The organism is Brevundimonas sp. SL130 (assembly GCF_026625805.1).
Lineage (GTDB): Bacteria > Pseudomonadota > Alphaproteobacteria > Caulobacterales > Caulobacteraceae > Brevundimonas.
Window position 1 is genome coordinate 1,379,736 of sequence record NZ_CP113064.1, and the last position, 15,652, is coordinate 1,395,387.

Consider the following 15,652-nt stretch of genomic DNA (forward strand, 5'->3'; position numbering starts at 1 on the left):
TCCCGATGCCTTCATTTTCCCGTCCTCTCGAAGAAACCCTGCACCGCGCCGTCGGCTACGCCAACGCGCGTCGGCATGAGTATGCGACGCTCGAGCATTTGCTGCTCGCGCTGATCGACGATCCTGATGCGTCGGGCGTCATGCGCGCCTGCAATGTGGATCTGACCGCGCTCAAGGCCGCCTTGACCCTGTACGTCGACAATGACCTGGCCGCCCTGGCCACGGCCGACGGCGAGGACGCCAAGCCGACCGCCGGTTTCCAGCGGGTGATTCAACGCGCCGTCATCCACGTCCAGTCCTCGGGTCGCGAAGACGTGTCCGGCGCCAATGTGCTGGTCGCCATCTTCTCGGAGCGCGAGAGCCACGCCGCCTATTTCCTGCAAGAGCAGGACATGACCCGCTACGATGCGGTCAATTTCATCGCCCATGGCATCGCCAAGAAGGCGGGGTCGGCCGAGACCCGTCCGGCAAAGGGATCTTCCCCCGAGGAGACCGATGACGCCACGGCGGTGAAGTCGGGCGGCGAGGCGCTGGAAGCCTATTGCGTCGATCTCAACGAGAAGTCGCGCCAAGGCAAGGTCGATCCCCTGATCGGTCGTCAGGCCGAGGTTGATCGCTCGATCCAGATCCTGTGCCGCCGGACCAAGAACAACCCGCTTCTGGTCGGCGATCCGGGCGTCGGCAAGACCGCGATCGCCGAAGGCCTGGCCCGCAAGATCGTGAACGGCGAAGTGCCCGACGTCCTCAAGGACGCCACCATCTATTCGTTGGACATGGGCGCCCTGCTGGCCGGCACCCGCTATCGCGGCGACTTCGAGGAACGCCTGAAACAGGTGGTCAAGGAGCTGGAAAACCACGACAACGCCGTGCTCTTCATCGATGAGATCCACACGGTGATCGGGGCAGGCGCGACGTCAGGCGGGGCCATGGACGCCTCGAACCTGCTGAAGCCGGCCCTGGCCTCTGGGTCGCTGCGGTGCATGGGATCGACGACCTACAAGGAATATCGCCAGCACTTCGAGAAGGACCGCGCCCTGGTGCGTCGCTTCCAGAAGATCGACGTCAATGAGCCGACGGTCGAGGATACGGTGAAGATTCTGAAGGGTCTGAAAACCTATTACGAACAGCACCATAAGGTCCGCTACACCGACAGCGCCATCCGCACGGCAGTCGAGCTGTCGGCGCGGTACATGACCGACCGCAAACTGCCGGACAAGGCGATCGACGTGATCGACGAGGCCGGGGCGTCGCAGATGCTGGTGGTCGAGTCCAAGCGCAAGAAGGTCATCGGCCAGAAGGAGGTCGAGACCGTCATCGCCAAGATGGCGCGCATCCCGGCCAAGTCGGTGTCCAAGTCGGACACTGAAAGCCTGCGCGAGTTGGAAGTCGATCTGAAGCGCGCGGTGTTCGGCCAGGAGCAGGCCATCGAACAGGTGTCGGCGGCGATGAAGCTGGCGCGGGCGGGTCTGCGCGATCCGAACAAGCCGATCGGCAGCTTCCTGTTCAGCGGTCCGACCGGCGTCGGCAAGACCGAGGTGGCCAAACAGCTGGCATTGACCCTGGGCATCGAGATGCAGAGGTTCGACATGTCCGAGTACATGGAGCGCCACACCGTCAGCCGCCTGATCGGGGCGCCTCCCGGCTATGTCGGCCATGACCAGGGCGGGCTGCTGACGGACGCCGTCGATCAGCATCCGCACTCGGTGGTGCTGCTGGACGAGATCGAGAAGGCGCATCCGGATGTCTACAACATCCTGTTGCAGGTGATGGACAACGGTATGCTGACCGACGCGGTCGGCAAGAAGGTGGACTTCAGAAACGTCATCCTGATCATGACGACCAACGCCGGCGCCGCCGACAACGCCCGCGCCTCCATCGGTTTCGGCCGGGGCAAGGTCGAGGGCGAGGACGACAAGGCCATCCAGCGCCTGTTCGCGCCGGAGTTCCGTAACCGTCTGGACGCCATCGTGGCCTTCAAGCCGTTGCAGGCCGACACGATCCGTTCGGTGGTGACCAAGTTCATCCTTCAGCTGGAAGCCCAGCTGGCGGATCGCAACATCACCATCGAACTGACCGACGAAGCGGCCGACTGGCTGGCCAAGAACGGCTTCGACGAACTGTACGGCGCGCGTCCGCTGGCGCGGGTCATCCAGGACTCGATCAAGAAACCGCTGGCCGACGACATCCTGTTCGGGCGCCTGACGCGCGGTGGGCACGTCAAGGTCCAGCTGAAGGACGGCAAGATCGACTTCGACGTCAAGAGCGCCGGCGGCGTTCCTGCGAAGTCGGAGGAAGAAGAGACGGCCTGATCGGGCTGGATCTCGACCGAAGCCAAGGCCCGGGTGGAAACGCCCGGGCCTTTTTTCATGCGCCCGGCGCGTGACGGCGGCATAGTGGGGCGATGGGGCAGGCAGGACAGATCGATGAGGCGCAGACTTGGCTCGCCGAGGCGGAGCAGCGCCTGGCGGAGGGGGACCTGCACGGCGCCTTTGCGGCCTACAAGGCCTGCCTGAAAGCAACACCGGACTTCCCGCCGGGATTGGCGGGGATGGGGCTGTTCCTCGCCGAGTATGGCGATCCGGGCACAGCGGCCCAGGTGTTGAGCGAAGCGGTTGCGTTGGGCGGCGAGACCTTGGCGCTTCAGGTCGCTCCGGCCTTCTCTCGACTGCTGGAGGGGCTGAAACCCAGAACCTGGAGCGCCACGCTGGGGCGAGATCTGCAGACTTGTCTGAGTGCGCCGACCGTCGATCCGCAAAGCCTGTCGCGCGTGACGGCAGAGGCCCTGCTGCTCAAACAGCCCGTTTTCGATGGCGGCGTGGAGACGCTGGAGGCCATGGGACGCGATCCGTTGTGGCTGGCCTTCCTGTCGCGGTGTGTCAACGTCAGCGCACCGATGGAGACGCGGCTGAACGCGGTGCGCGCCGCCCTGGTCGAAGCCCTGGCCGGCGACGGCGGGGAGCCGACGCCCGCCCTCGGCGCCTTGACCGCCGCCTTGGCGATCAGCGGGTTTGCGTCGGAATATGCGGCGCCGGTTCGAGCCGCGAGCGGCATGGCTGCGGTTCTGTTTCGGCCGCCGACTTCGTCGGAGGCGTCCGTTTTGGGCGAGGGCGATAGTCAGGCCTTGCTGATCCGCGGTGCGGTCGAGGAGCCGGTGCGGGAACGCGCTCTGGCGAAGACCGTCGCGGCCCTGACGCCCGAGGGCGCCGACGCTGTATCCGAAGCCGTTCGCGATCAGTACGAAGCCAACCCCTATCCGCGCTGGTCGGCGCCGCCCGCACCGCGACCCCGACCGCTGGCCGAGGCGGTAACAGCGCTGCCGGGACTGGATCGCCGAGCGTTCGGCGGCAAGGCGGAGTCTGTCCTGGTCGCGGGGTGCGGCACGGGGTTCGAGCCGATCGACATGGCGCGGATGGACCCGTCGCTGGCGATCACCGCCATGGACCTGAGCCGCGCCAGCCTGGCCCACGGTCTGCGGGTGGCGCAAGACCTGGGGCTGAGCGGGGTGCGGTTCGCCCAGGGCGACATACTGGCCTTGGACCAGGTTCAGGCGCGGTTCGACGTCGTCACCAGCACGGGCGTGATCCATCACATGGCGCGGCCTGAGGCGGGTCTGGCGCGGCTGGCGGGCGTTCTGCGGCCGGGCGGCGTGGTGCGGTTGGGACTGTACAGCGAGCGGGCGCGGGCGGTGGTGCGGATGGCGCACGACCTGATCCGGGCGCGGGGCTGGACGCCGGTGGAGGCGGACATTCGGGCGTTTCGCGCCCATGTTCTGGCCCTGCCGGATGGCGAGCCCTTGGCGACGCTGAAGGACAGCGCGGACTTCTACAGCTTGAGCGGCTGTCGCGATCTGGTCTTCCACGTGCAGGAGCATCGTTACACGCCGCCGCAGCTCGGCGAATTGATCGCCGGGGCCGGGTTGAGGCTGGTCGGGTTCGAGGCGTCGCCCGAGGCGAGGGCGGCGTTCGCCGGGGCTTTCGGGCGGGCCGATCCGCTGGACCTCGGCCTGTGGGACCAACTGGAAGCGCGCCGGCCCGATCTGTTCGCCGGCATGTACCATCTGTGGGCGCAGAAGCCGGGCTAGGCTGAGATCTTCCCCCGCTTGCGGGGGAAGTGTCAGGTCGTGGCGCGTAGCGACACGCCTGACGATGGGGGAAGTTTTGCGATTGAGCGAAACTCCCCTCTCCGACCCTGGTTCGCTTCGCGAACGCCGGGCCACCTCTCCCGCAAGCGGGAGAGGGTCAGTTTTCGTTTTTGAAGGGCGACAGTTCCTCGGTCATCTCCAGCCTTTGAGCCTCGACGGCCGGGCCTTCCCGCCGCAGATAGTCGGCCACCGGGCCGCGCAGCGCGGGGTCGGCGATGAAATGGGCCGAATAGACCGGCGAGGGCAGGTAGCCGCGCGCGATCTTGTGCTCGCCCTGGGCGCCCGCCTCGACGCGAGAGAGCCCCCGCGCGATGGCGAACTCGATGGCCTGATAATAGCAGAGTTCGAAATGCAGGAAGGGCACCTCTTCCAGCGTGCCCCACTGGCGGCCGTACAGGGCGTCGCGGCCGATGAAGTTCAGGGCGCCGGCGATGGGCGTCCCGTCGCGGAAAGCCATGACCAGGGCGATCCGGTCGGACATCGTCGCGCCGACCCGGGAGAAGAAGTCCCGCGTCAGATAGGGCCGCCCCCATTTGCGGTCGCCCGTGTCCATATAGAAGGCGAAGAAGGCGTCCCAGTGGGCCTGGGTGATGTCGGCGCCGGTCAGGACGCGGATGTCCAGATCGGCCTGGGCGTCGCGGCGTTCACGGCGGATCGTCTTGCGGCGGTTGGCCGACAGGGCGGCCAGGAAGTCGTCGAAGGTCCGATAGCCGTCATTGCGCCAGATGAACTGGATGTCCTGGCGCGGCAGAAGGCCGGCCTGCGCCATGTCCGTCCACTCGAGCTCGGTCGGGAAGTTGACGTGCAGGGACGACACCCCCAGCCGCTCGACCAGGGTCAGGGCGCCCTGAAGCAGGGCTTGCCGCACCGTCGCGGCGTCCGTTTCGGGGGTGTTGAGGAAGCGAGGCCCGGTCGCCGGGGTGAAGGGCACGGCGGTCAGCAGCTTGGGATAATAGCGGCCGCCGGCCCGCTCATAGGCGTCGGCCCAGCTGTGGTCGAAGACGTATTCGCCCTGGCTGTGGCCCTTCAGATAGAGAGGCATGACGCCGATGACGGCATTGTCCTCGTCCCTCAGGGCCAGATGACGCGGCGCCCAGCCTTCCTGCGGGGCGGCGCTGCCCGAAGCTTCGCAGGCGTGCAGAAAATCGTAGGAGACGAAGGGATCGCCGGTGGGACGCGCGCAGGCGTCCCAGGCCTCGCGGCCGATATCGGCGATCCCGTCGTGGACGGAGATCTGAAAACTCACGCCCCGCTCCCAAAGTCCGTCATCCTCGGGCTTGTCCCGAGGATCCATACACTCAGCTCCCCGACGGGGCTCACGGCGTGGAAACCGGGAGTATGGATCCTAGGCACGAGGCCTAGGATGACGGGGAAAGAAGCGGGGCCGAAGGTCAACGGATCTCCACGATGGCGTCGATCTCGACCGCAAAGCCGAGGGGCAGCTTGTAGACGCCGACGGCCGAGCGGGCGTGGCGGCCGGCGTCGCCGAACACCTCGACCATCAGGTCCGAGCAGCCGTTGATGACAGCGGGAATGGCCTCGAAGTCCGGGCCAGCCTGGACGAAGCCGCCCAGTTTCACGATCCGCACCACGCGGTTCAGATCGCCGTCGCAGGCGGCCTTGATCTGGGCCAGCAGGTTGACGCCGCACAGGCGAGCCGCCGCGTTGGCCTGTTCCGGCGTCACGTCCACGCCGACCGTGCCCTTGATGCCGCCAGAGGCGTCGTTCGACAGCTGGCCTGAGATATGGACCACGGCGCCCGTCTGGACGAAGGGCACATAGTTGGCGACCGCCTTGGCGGGTTCCGGCAGGACGATGCCGAGTTCGGCGATGCGGGCTTCGATGGTCATGGATGCTCCTTGATTTGGTCGGCGGTTTAGCGCGGCGCAAGGGCGGCGTCACCCGTTCGTGGTCTTAAGTCTTCGCCAATCGGGTCGTGCCATGAAGGCCGTATGGATCTGCACCTGACCCCCGACGTCGCCGCGTTTCAGGCCGTGTTGGCGCGTCTTTCCAGCCTGGACTGGGCCCGCGTGGACGCCGACGCGAAGACGGCCGCGGTCAAGGCCGCAGAAGCGGCGCCGCATTGGGATTTCGAAAGGCCGGCCAAGGCTGTGAACGCCGTCTTGGGCGCAGACGCATCGGACGAGGTTCGGCGCGGATTGATAGCATCCTGGGCCCTGCAGTTGCCTGATCGGGTCGCGGCCATGGGCCTGCCGGCGGAAGTCCTGGCCCTCTATCCCTATTGGTTCGAACAACTGGCCGGCTTCCTGACCAAGGCGGTGGGCGACTATGATTTCGATCACTGGGCCAAGGATGTTCGCTTCACCCTGGCGCTCAGCGTTCCAGGGGCCAGAAGCCAGGTGATCGACCTCAGTTCGCCGGTCGGCCCGGGGCAGATCGTCAGACATGTCCGTGACGGCTGGGGCTTTAGTCCTCTGTTCCGCTATCTGGCGGCGGGCGCCAAGCGTGAGCCGTGGCTGGAGGTTCATACCGAGAGCCGCTGGCTGCGCGGCTTCAACGAGGACGGCTGGAACGAGGCCTGGGCGACGGCGGCGGAACTGTGTCGGTCGCGGCCTGAGCTGGCGGGGATGATCTGCTCCAGCTGGTTCTATGATCCGCCCCTGACCGAAATCAGCCCGCGCCTGGCGCACCTGCGGCTCAATCCGCTGAAGGGCGGCGCCTTCATGGTCCATCAGGGTCCGGGTGAGATCCACACCGAACGGGCGGGCGCCGCCTCCGCGTCACGCAAGGCGCTGATCGACAGCGGCCAATACACCGCGCGGTCGTGGCAGATGATTTGGCCGCGACGCGAGCTGATCGCCTGGGCGGACCGGCGCAAGGCGGAAACAGCCGCGTCCCATCAATCGCCATCCGGGGCGCAAGCCTAGGATAACGGGCTGTGTGAGCGGGTGCGGAGCTTCATTTCCGCGCCAAGCCCTTGCAGAAGTCCCCGAGCACTTGCGGATACAGTGTGTGTTCCGCCGTCTTGACCCGTTCGGACAGCGCTGAAGGCGTGTCGTCGGCCAGGATCGGCACACGGGCCTGGCCCAGGATCGGGCCCTCGTCCACGCCTTCGGTGACCAGGTGGACGGTGCAACCGCCCTCGGCGTCGCCGGCGGCGATGGCGCGGGCGTGGGTGTCGAGGCCGGGATAGAGGGGCAGGAGGCTGGGGTGGATGTTCAGCATCCGGCCGTCCCACGCGCGCACCAGCCAAGGGGTCAGTATGCGCATGTAGCCGGCCAGGGCGACGACCTGGACGCCGGCGTCGCGCAGGGCCGCGTCCACCGCCTGCTCATGGGCCTCGCGGTCCTTGCCGAAGGGCTTGTGGGGGATGGCGACCGTTTTGACGCCCTTGGCTGCGGCGACGGCCAGGCCGCCCGCGCCCTCGATGTTCGACAGGACCAGGGCGATTTCATAGCCGCTGGCGCCGGCCTGAGCGGCGTCGATCAAGGCGGCCATGTTGGAGCCGGTCCCCGAGATCAGGACGGCGACGCGGACGGGAGAGGCGGCTGGCGACGACATGGCCGCCCCCATGGCGGGGCGGGCGGCGCTTGGCAAGGCTCAAACGCGATCCGCTCTTGTTGTCCGCCGTGTTCGGACGTTACCGTATAACGCCGCCCATCCGACGAGGGATCCTGAGGGCCGGCGCGTACAGGGGACTATCGCATGAAAAGACTGATCTGCCTCGCGGCCATGGCCGCGATGCTGGGCGCGCCCGTGGCGTCGCTCGCCCAGGAGAGCGGCCCGAGCAGCGGCGCGAGCGGCGGCGGCGCGATGCGCTCGGCCACCGATCGGTTCCGCAACGCCAATGCCGACGCCATCGAGAAGGACTGGGCGCGCGCGCCGGTCGAGGAGGCCGAAGTCACGACGGCCCATTCGGTCAATGCCCATGGCAAGACGCTGCGGTATCACGCGACGGCGGGCACCCTGACGATCCGCGACGACGCGGGCATGCCGACGGCCAGCCTGTTCTATACCGCCTATACGCTGGACGGTCAGCCGCTGGGGACGCGGCCTGTGACCTATCTCTATAACGGCGGGCCGGGCTCGCCGACGGTGTGGCTGCACATGGGCTCGTTCGGGCCGATGCGGGTCCAGACCGATGAGCCGACGGTGGTGCGGCCCGCGCCCTTCGCCTTCGGCCCCAATGACATGACCTTGCTGGACCAGACGGATCTGGTCTTCATCGACATGGTGGGGGCGGGCTTCTCGCGGCCGCTGGGCGAGACGCCGGGTTCGGCCTTCTGGGGCGTGGACCAGGACGCCGACGCCTTCGCCCGCGCCATCATGCGCTACACGACCAAGTTCAGCCGCTGGTCCAGCCCGAAATACATCATCGGCGAATCCTACGGCACCCTGCGCACCGGCGCGGTGGCCTTCCAGTTGGAAGACCGGGGCATGTCGCTGAATGGCGTGGTGCTGCTGTCGTCGATCATGAACTACGGCGTGCGCCAGCCCGGCTATCCGCAGAATTTCGTCACCCTGCTGCCGACCTATGCGGCGACGGCCTGGTATCATCGCAAGCTGGCCCATCCGGCGGCGACGGTGGAGGAACAGGTTCAACGGGCGCGCGACTTTGCGCTTGGGCCCTACGCCTCGGCCCTGGCCAAGGGGCATATGATCTCGGACGCCGAGCGCGCCGACATCGTGCGCCAGATGAGCGACCTGACCGGCCTGTCGCCCGCCTTCATCGACAACGCCAATCTGCGGGTCGAGCTGAGCAGCTTCCGCAAGGAGCTGCTGCGGGATCGGCGTCAGACCATCGGGCGGCTGGACACCCGCTATCTGGGCCTGGACGACGACGCTTCTGGAGACTCGCCCGAGGACGATCCGTCCAGCTCGGCCGTGACGGGGGCCTATTTCGGCATCTTCCGCGACTATGTGGCCAATGAGCTGAAGTACGACACCGACGTCGAGTACCGGATGTCGGCGCGGGGCCTGCCGGGCTTCAACTGGAACTGGAACCACCGTCCGCCCGTCGGCGGGCCGCAGACGACGCCGAATACGGCGGTCGATCTGGCCACGGCGATGCGGCGCAATCCGTATCTGAAGGTGATGGCGCTGAACGGCTATTACGACGCCGCCACGCCCTTCTTCTCGACCGAGTTCGATCTGGCCCAGATGATGCTGGAGCCCAGCCTGCGGCCGAACCTGGAGTTCACCTACTACGAGGGCGGCCACATGATGTACCTGAGCCGCGACGCCCTGGTGAAGCTGCACGCCGACCTGTCGCGCTTCTACGGCGAGACGGCGAACGGCGGGGCGCGCTGATACGCAAAAGGGCCGGAGGCGTCGCCGCCTCCGGCCCTTGTTTCATTCGAAATCGGCGCCTCGAAGGGTCAGGCCGCTTCCAGCTGTCCGCAGACGAAGGCGACCTCGCCCGCGTTGAGCAGGGCGGCCAGCACCGGCTCGGCGTTTTCGGGCGCGACGATCAGCATGAAGCCGACGCCGCAGTTGAAGGTGCGGCGCATCTCGTGATCGCTGATACCGCCCGTCTCGGCCAGCCACTGGAAGATCTGGGGCATGGGCCAGCTGTTCCAGTCGAACGAAGCCTTCAGCCCCTCGGCGATACAGCGGGGCGGGTTTTCGATCAGGCCGCCGCCGGTGATGTGGGCCGCGCCCTTGATCAGGCCCGCCTTCATCAGGGGCAGGACCGGCTTCACATAGATGCGGGTCGGCTCCATCAGGGCCTGGGCCAGCGACCGGTCCTTGGCGAAGGGGGCGTCGTCGCCCCAGGCCAGGCCGGACTTCTCGACCACCTTGCGGACCAGCGAATAGCCGTTCGAGTGGGGGCCGGTGGAACCTAGGCCGATGATGATGTCGCCGGCCGCCTGGCGATCCAGATAGGGCAGGGCGTGGCCGCGCTCGACCGCGCCCAGGCTGAAGCCGGCCAGATCATAGTCGCCGTCGGTGTACATGCCCGGCATTTCGGCGGTTTCGCCGCCCACCAGGGCGCAGCCGGCCTGGCGGCAGCCCTCGGCGATGCCGGCGACGACGCGGCGGGCGGCGTCGATCTCGAGCCGCCCGGTGGCGTAATAGTCGAGGAACAGAAGCGGCTCGGCGCCCTGGGCCAGCAGATCGTTGACGCACATGGCGACCAGGTCGATCCCGACGCCGTCATGACGGCCGGTCTCGATGGCGATCTTCAGCTTGGTGCCCACGCCGTCGGTGGTGGTGACGATCAGCGGGTCTTCAAATCCGGCGGCCTTCAGGTCGAACAGGGCGCCGAATCCGCCCAACGAGGGCTCCGAACCGGGGCGCGCCGTGGACTTGGCCAGGGGCTTGATATGTTCGACCAGCATCTCGCCTGCGTCGATGTCAACGCCGGCATCGGCGTAGGTCAGGCCGTTTTCGAGAGGCTTTTGGGGGTCGCTCATGGTGATCAGGCCTGGAATCGGGGCGGAAATGCAGCGCGGCTCTTGCCACAGGTGGGTTGCGGGGGGCTATAGCATCGGAATGACGCCGATCACCACCAATGAGGCGCTGGCCGATTTTTGCGCCCGCCTCGCCACCGCCCCGTTTATCACGGTCGACACCGAGTTCATGCGGGAGACGACCTACTGGCCCAGGCTGTGCCTGATCCAGGCCGCATCCGCCGATCACGCCGGGATCATTGATCCCATGGCGGAAGGCCTGGACCTGGAGCCTTTCCTGGCCCTGTTGCGCGATCCCAACATCATCAAGGTGTTCCACGCCTGCCGACAGGACGTCGAAATCTTCGTGCGACTGGGCGCCATGCCCAAGCCGATGTTCGACACCCAGGTCGCCGCCATGGCCGCCGGGTTCGGTGAACAGGTCGCCTATGATTCGCTGGTGCGGCAGATGCTGCGCGTCGAACTGGACAAGGGCAGCCGCTTCACGGACTGGGCGCGTCGTCCGCTGTCGGACAGCCAGCTGGTCTACGCCCTGGGCGATGTGACCCATCTGGCGGCCCTGTATCCCAAGCTGCGCGACCGACTCCAGAAGGACGGCCGGCTGGACTGGGTGATGTCGGAGATGGAGAGCCTGGTCGATCCGGCCCTGTACGACACCAATCCCGAGAATGCCTGGAAGCGGCTGAAGCCCAAGAAATTCTCGGCCAAATATCTGGCCGCCTTCAAGGCTGTCGCCGTCTGGCGCGAGCGAGCGGCCCAGGAGCGTGACCAGCCGCGTGGCCGCATCCTGAAGGACGAGGGCATCGACGAGGTCGCACAACAGACCCCGACGGATCCGGAAGCCTTCAACCGTCTGCGCTCGGTGCCCAAGGGCTTCGGCGGTTCGCGCCTGGGTCTGGAACTGGCCGATGAGCTTAAACGCGTCCTGGCCGATCCCGAATCACACGCGCCCGATATGGAGCGCCCGGCCCACCGCCAGCCGGCGCCGCCTTCGGTGGTGGAGCTTCTGAAGGTGTTGCTGAAGGCCAAGAGCGACAACGCCGGCGTGGCGTCCAAACTGATCGCCACCGTCGCCGATCTGGAGAAGATCGCCGTCAGCGACGACGCCGATGTGGATGCGCTGAAGGGCTGGCGCCGCCAGATCTTCGGCGAGGATGCGCTGAAGCTGAAGCGCGGCGAGATCGCCCTGGTGCTGAGCGGCGCGCGGGTCGAGGTCGTCGAGATCGAGAGCTAGGCCAAATCAGGTCGGCATCCTCGCCACAGGGGCGAGGATGCCGACCGTTAAGAGAGCGCGCTCCTAACCGGCCGGCGGCTCCTACAGTTCGGTGGGATTAGATCGACAGGCCCAGTCCCATCGCCTCGGCCAGGGCCTTGGCGCGCTTCTTAGTCTGCTCGCCCAGCAGCAGGTCGGCGTAGCCGTCCGTCGCGGTCAGGTTCAGATCGCCGCCCTTCACCGTCGCCGTCGCATTGGCCAGGAGCTGGGACGACCGGCCCGACAGGTCGCAGGCCAGGCGGATGGCCAGGCCCAGGGCGCGCGCGCGTTTGGCGGCGTCCTCGTTCAACAGGCGGGTGATGATGTCCGGTTGAGGCGTCGCCGGGCCGCCGCCGTAGCGGGCGTTCATGGCGCAGGCCAGGAAGGCGCGTTCGGTGTGGCTAACGCCGGCGACCGGCGCGCGCAGCACCTGGTCGAAGGCCAGTTCCAGCCGGTGGTCGGGGTGCAGCCGGGCGCCCAGGTCGGAAAGGCGGCAGGCGGCGGCGGTCAGAACCGAGTCCCGGGGCTCCCCGAAAGCCTTCGGCAGGGCGGCGAGGATGTCGGACATCCAGCCGTTCAGAGCGCCGGGCAGGGCCGGGTCTATCCCCTGTCGCCCGCCCAGGGCGGCGCAGCCGGCCAGCAGCGGGTCGGCGGCGCGCGTCTCATCATCCAGGGTGTCGAACAACAGGCCCTCGCGCACGCCCCAGGCGGACATCTCGATCCGCTTCAGGTTCAGATGCTTGATCAGGCCCTCCAGCACCAGGCCGGCGTAGGGCAGGGTCTCGGCGCGCTTCTTGGACACGCCTGGCAGTTTCGCCAGTCCGGCCGCAGACTGGTGCGCGACCAGACGGGCGGTCTCCAGCGCCTCGTCCGCCGTCATCTGGTACTGGTGGACGACCTTCAGCGGATAGGATTTCAGCGCCATATGGACCTGGGCCAGGGTGCGCCAGGCGCCGCCGACGGCATAGAGGCGGTCGGCCTGGAACTGAGCCGCGACCGGCGTCAGCCGTTCGTCGATGCGGGCCTTGATCCGCTCGGCGTCGAAGCCCTTGCCCTCGGCCAGGGCGAAGGGGCCCAGCGGCAGGGTCAGGCCGTGTTCGACCCCCCATTCTTGCTTCATGGGCCCGTTCAGGCGTGTCAGCTCCAGACTGGCGCCGCCCATGTCGGCCGAGACGCCTTGGGCGTCCGGTGCGCCGGCCAGCACGCCCATGGCGGCGTATTTCGCCTCTTCCTCGCCAGACAGGACGCGGATCTGCAGACCGGTCTCGGCCGCGACGCGCTGGCAGAACTCCGGCCCGTCTTCGGCCTCGCGCACGGCGGCGGTCGCGGCGATCAGGGTGGCCTCGGGACGCACGCCCTCCAGCACGGCGGCGAAACGGCGCAGCGCCGTCATGGCCATGACCACGCCCTCGGGCGACAGCCTTCCGGTCGTCGGCAGGTCGCGGCCCAGGCCGGCCAGGACCTTTTCGTTGAACACGGTCCAGATGGCGCGGCCTTCCAACCGATAGAGCACCAGACGGACCGAATTGGAGCCGATATCGATGGCCGCGACGTCGCGGCCGATAAGCGCCAGATTGGGCATCAGCGGCCGGGACGCTCGTAACGCAGGGCTTCGGGCAGGGTCTTCACCTTGCGTCCGCGACCCGACAGGCTGGGATTGGTCATGAAGTATTTGTGGGCCGAGAAGGGCCGCTCCGGATCGGCGGCCTGGACCCGCGTATAGCGCCCATCGGCGTCCAGCACCCAGCTTTGTGCGTCGTCCTTCAGATTGGCGACCATGATCTGGTCCAGCACCTGGTCGTGGACGGTGGCGTTGCGGATCGGGGTCATCAGCTCGACCCGACGATCCAGGTTACGCGTCATCCAGTCGGCCGAGGAGATGAAGACCTTGGCCTTGTCGTGCGGCAGATCCTTGCCGTTGGCGAAACAAACGATGCGGCTATGCTCCAGGAAGCGGCCGACGATGGACTTGACGCGGATGTTCTCCGACAGGCCCGGCACGCCAGGCCGCAGGCAACAGATGCCGCGCACCACCAGGTCAATGCGAACGCCCCACTGGCTGGCCCGGTACAGGGCGTCGATGATCTCGGGATCGACCAGGGAGTTCAGCTTGACCCAGATGGCGGCCGGCTTGCCCTGGGCGGCGGCCGACATCTCCTTGCCGATCAGGTCGATCAGGGTGGACTTCATGTTCAGCGGCGACACCACCAGGGCCTCCAGCTCGTCCGGCGTGGCGTAGCCGGTGATGTAGTTGAACACCCGGCTGGCGTCGCGGCCCAGGACCGGGTCGCACGAGAACAGCGACAGGTCGGTGTAAATCTTGGCCGTCACCGGGTGATAATTGCCGGTGCCGAAGTGGCAGTAGGTGCGCAGGGCCTCGCCCTCGCGGCGCACGACGACGCTCAGCTTGGCGTGGGTCTTGTATTCGACGAAGCCGAAGACGACGTGGACGCCGGCCCGCTCCATGGCTCGGGCCCAGCGCAGGTTGGCCTCTTCGTCGAACCGGGCCTTCAGCTCGACCAGGGCGGTGACGTTCTTGCCGTTCTCGGCCGCCTCGATCAGGGCGGCGACGATGGGGCTGTCCTTGGAGGTGCGGTACAGGGTCTGTTTGATGGCGATGACGTTCGGATCGCGCGCCGCCTGACGCAGGAACTGCACCACCACATCGAAGCTTTCGAATGGGTGGTGGATCAGCAGGTCCTTCTCGCGGATGGCGGCGAAGACGTCGCCGCCGTTGTCGCGCACGCGTTCGGGATAGCGTGGCTCATAGCCCTTGAACTTCAGGTCCGGATGGCCGCCCGGAATGAGGTCTGAAAGTTGGGCCAGGCCCAGCATGCCGTCGACCAGCACGACGTCCTGGGGCGTGGCGTGCAGTTCGCCGATGATGAAGTCGCGCAGGTCGTCGGGCATCGACGCCTCGATCTTGACCCGGACGACCGAACCCAGGCGACGCTGTTTCAGCGCCTCCTCGAACTCCAGCACCAGATCTTCGGCCTCTTCCTCGATCTCGATGTCGCTGTCGCGGATCAGGCGCAGCAGACCTCGCTCCAGAACCTCGCAGCCGGGGAAGAGGTGGTCGATGAACAGCAGCAGCACGTTTTCCAGCGTGATGAACCGCTTGCGGCCGGGCGCCGAGCGGCCGTCCGTCGGCAGCTCCCAGAAGCGCCGCACCTGCGTCGGAACCGGCACCAGGGCGTAGAAGGTCTTGGTCTCGCCCTTGCGCTTCAGCTTCAACGCCAGGGAGAAGCCCAGGTTTGGCAGGAAGGGGAAGGGGTGGGCAGGGTCGATGGCCAGGGGGGTGAGGACCGCGAACAACTGGTTCAGGAACTCGGGTTCCAGCCGGTCCCTTTCGGTCTTGGTCAGACGGTTCTGATCGACCACTTCGATATCTGCGGCGGCCAGCTCCTTTTTCAGCAGCCGCCAGCGCACCTGCTGTTCAGCCATCAGCTCCCCGGCGGCGATATTGATCCGCTCCACCTGTTCGGCGGGGGTCAGGCCGTCGGCGGACAGTACCCGCACCCGTTCTCGCAACTGTCCCTTCAGGCCCGCCACGCGGGTCATGAAGAACTCATCCAGGTTATTGGCCGAGATGGAGAGGAACCGCAGCCGCTCGAGCAGGGGATGGTTCGGATTAGCCGCTTCTTCCAGCACGCGCTCGTTGAACGCCAGCCAGGAAATCTCTCGGTTGAAGAACCGAGTGGGCGAGGCCATCAGCTCCTCGTTCAGCGCCAACTGAGGGGCGCGGGAGGCGGGGACTTCTTCACCCCGTGTGGCGTCGTGGATCGCGGCGTCGGTCATGATTCGGTTCTCGCGCGCCCGTGTGACGGCCGCAAGCGGGCTTTGACATTTTCATCAACTACCCTTCGCAGATGCGAAAGGGCTTCT

Annotated in this window: 11 protein-coding genes; 5 read left to right on the forward strand and 6 right to left on the reverse strand. The window is 67.0% G+C overall.

Annotation, left to right across the window (positions count from 1 at the left end; genetic code table 11):
• The first annotated feature begins 5 nt into the window (after nucleotides 1-5).
• Together clpA and OU998_RS06995 are read left to right on the forward strand one after the other, a co-directional pair.
• Nucleotides 6-2,309: an ATP-dependent Clp protease ATP-binding subunit ClpA gene (gene clpA, locus OU998_RS06990; RefSeq protein WP_267516202.1), complete on the forward strand. Its 2,304-nt coding sequence runs from the start codon at nucleotides 6-8 to the stop codon at nucleotides 2,307-2,309.
• Nucleotides 2,310-2,401: 92 nt separating this feature from the next.
• Nucleotides 2,402-4,081, forward strand: a complete 1,680-nt coding sequence (locus OU998_RS06995; RefSeq protein ID WP_267516203.1) for a class I SAM-dependent methyltransferase — start codon at nucleotides 2,402-2,404, stop codon at nucleotides 4,079-4,081.
• Nucleotides 4,082-4,238: 157 nt separating this feature from the next.
• On the opposite strand, the gene OU998_RS07000 is transcribed toward OU998_RS06995, so the two are convergent.
• Both OU998_RS07000 and OU998_RS07005 read right to left on the reverse strand, forming a co-directional pair.
• Nucleotides 4,239-5,435 carry a GNAT family N-acetyltransferase gene (locus tag OU998_RS07000; RefSeq protein ID WP_420709815.1) on the reverse strand — a complete coding sequence of 399 codons (1,197 nt, stop codon included), beginning with the start codon at nucleotides 5,433-5,435 and terminating at the stop codon, nucleotides 4,239-4,241.
• 97 nt (nucleotides 5,436-5,532) lie between these two features.
• Nucleotides 5,533-5,991 (reverse strand): RidA family protein, encoded by a 459-nt coding sequence (locus OU998_RS07005; protein WP_267516206.1) that lies wholly within the window; start codon nucleotides 5,989-5,991, stop codon nucleotides 5,533-5,535.
• A 102-nt stretch (nucleotides 5,992-6,093) separates the two neighbouring features.
• On the opposite strand from OU998_RS07005, the gene OU998_RS07010 reads away from it, so the two are divergent.
• Nucleotides 6,094-7,029 (forward strand): hypothetical protein, encoded by a 936-nt coding sequence (locus tag OU998_RS07010; RefSeq protein WP_267516208.1) that lies wholly within the window; start codon nucleotides 6,094-6,096, stop codon nucleotides 7,027-7,029.
• Between the two features lie 31 nt (nucleotides 7,030-7,060).
• Here OU998_RS07010 and purN read toward each other — a convergent pair whose 3' ends face one another.
• A complete protein-coding gene (gene purN, locus OU998_RS07015) occupies nucleotides 7,061-7,663 on the reverse strand; it encodes a phosphoribosylglycinamide formyltransferase (protein WP_267516210.1) in 603 nt (200 codons plus the stop codon).
• Nucleotides 7,664-7,807: 144 nt separating this feature from the next.
• Here purN and OU998_RS07020 point away from each other — a divergent pair, with 144 nt between their 5' ends.
• Entirely contained in the window at nucleotides 7,808-9,412 is a 1,605-nt protein-coding gene (locus tag OU998_RS07020; RefSeq protein ID WP_267516211.1) for a S10 family peptidase, read from the forward strand.
• A 68-nt stretch (nucleotides 9,413-9,480) separates the two neighbouring features.
• On the opposite strand, the gene purM is transcribed toward OU998_RS07020, so the two are convergent.
• Nucleotides 9,481-10,518 (reverse strand): phosphoribosylformylglycinamidine cyclo-ligase, encoded by a 1,038-nt coding sequence (purM, locus tag OU998_RS07025; RefSeq protein ID WP_267516213.1) that lies wholly within the window; start codon nucleotides 10,516-10,518, stop codon nucleotides 9,481-9,483.
• 79 nt (nucleotides 10,519-10,597) lie between these two features.
• Between purM and rnd the strand changes: the two genes are divergently transcribed.
• Nucleotides 10,598-11,749, forward strand: coding sequence for a ribonuclease D (gene rnd, locus OU998_RS07030; protein WP_267516215.1), 1,152 nt, complete (start codon nucleotides 10,598-10,600; stop codon nucleotides 11,747-11,749).
• Between the two features lie 97 nt (nucleotides 11,750-11,846).
• On the opposite strand, the gene OU998_RS07035 is transcribed toward rnd, so the two are convergent.
• Together OU998_RS07035 and OU998_RS07040 are read right to left on the reverse strand one after the other, a co-directional pair.
• Nucleotides 11,847-13,349, reverse strand: a complete 1,503-nt coding sequence (locus tag OU998_RS07035; RefSeq protein ID WP_267516217.1) for a Ppx/GppA phosphatase family protein — start codon at nucleotides 13,347-13,349, stop codon at nucleotides 11,847-11,849.
• The gene (locus tag OU998_RS07040; RefSeq protein ID WP_267516218.1) at nucleotides 13,349-15,565 is read right to left on the reverse strand and encodes an RNA degradosome polyphosphate kinase; all 2,217 of its coding nucleotides are present in this window, start codon (nucleotides 15,563-15,565) and stop codon (nucleotides 13,349-13,351) included. The genes OU998_RS07035 and OU998_RS07040 overlap by 1 nt, the downstream gene beginning before the upstream one ends.
• Nucleotides 15,566-15,652 lie beyond the last annotated feature (87 nt).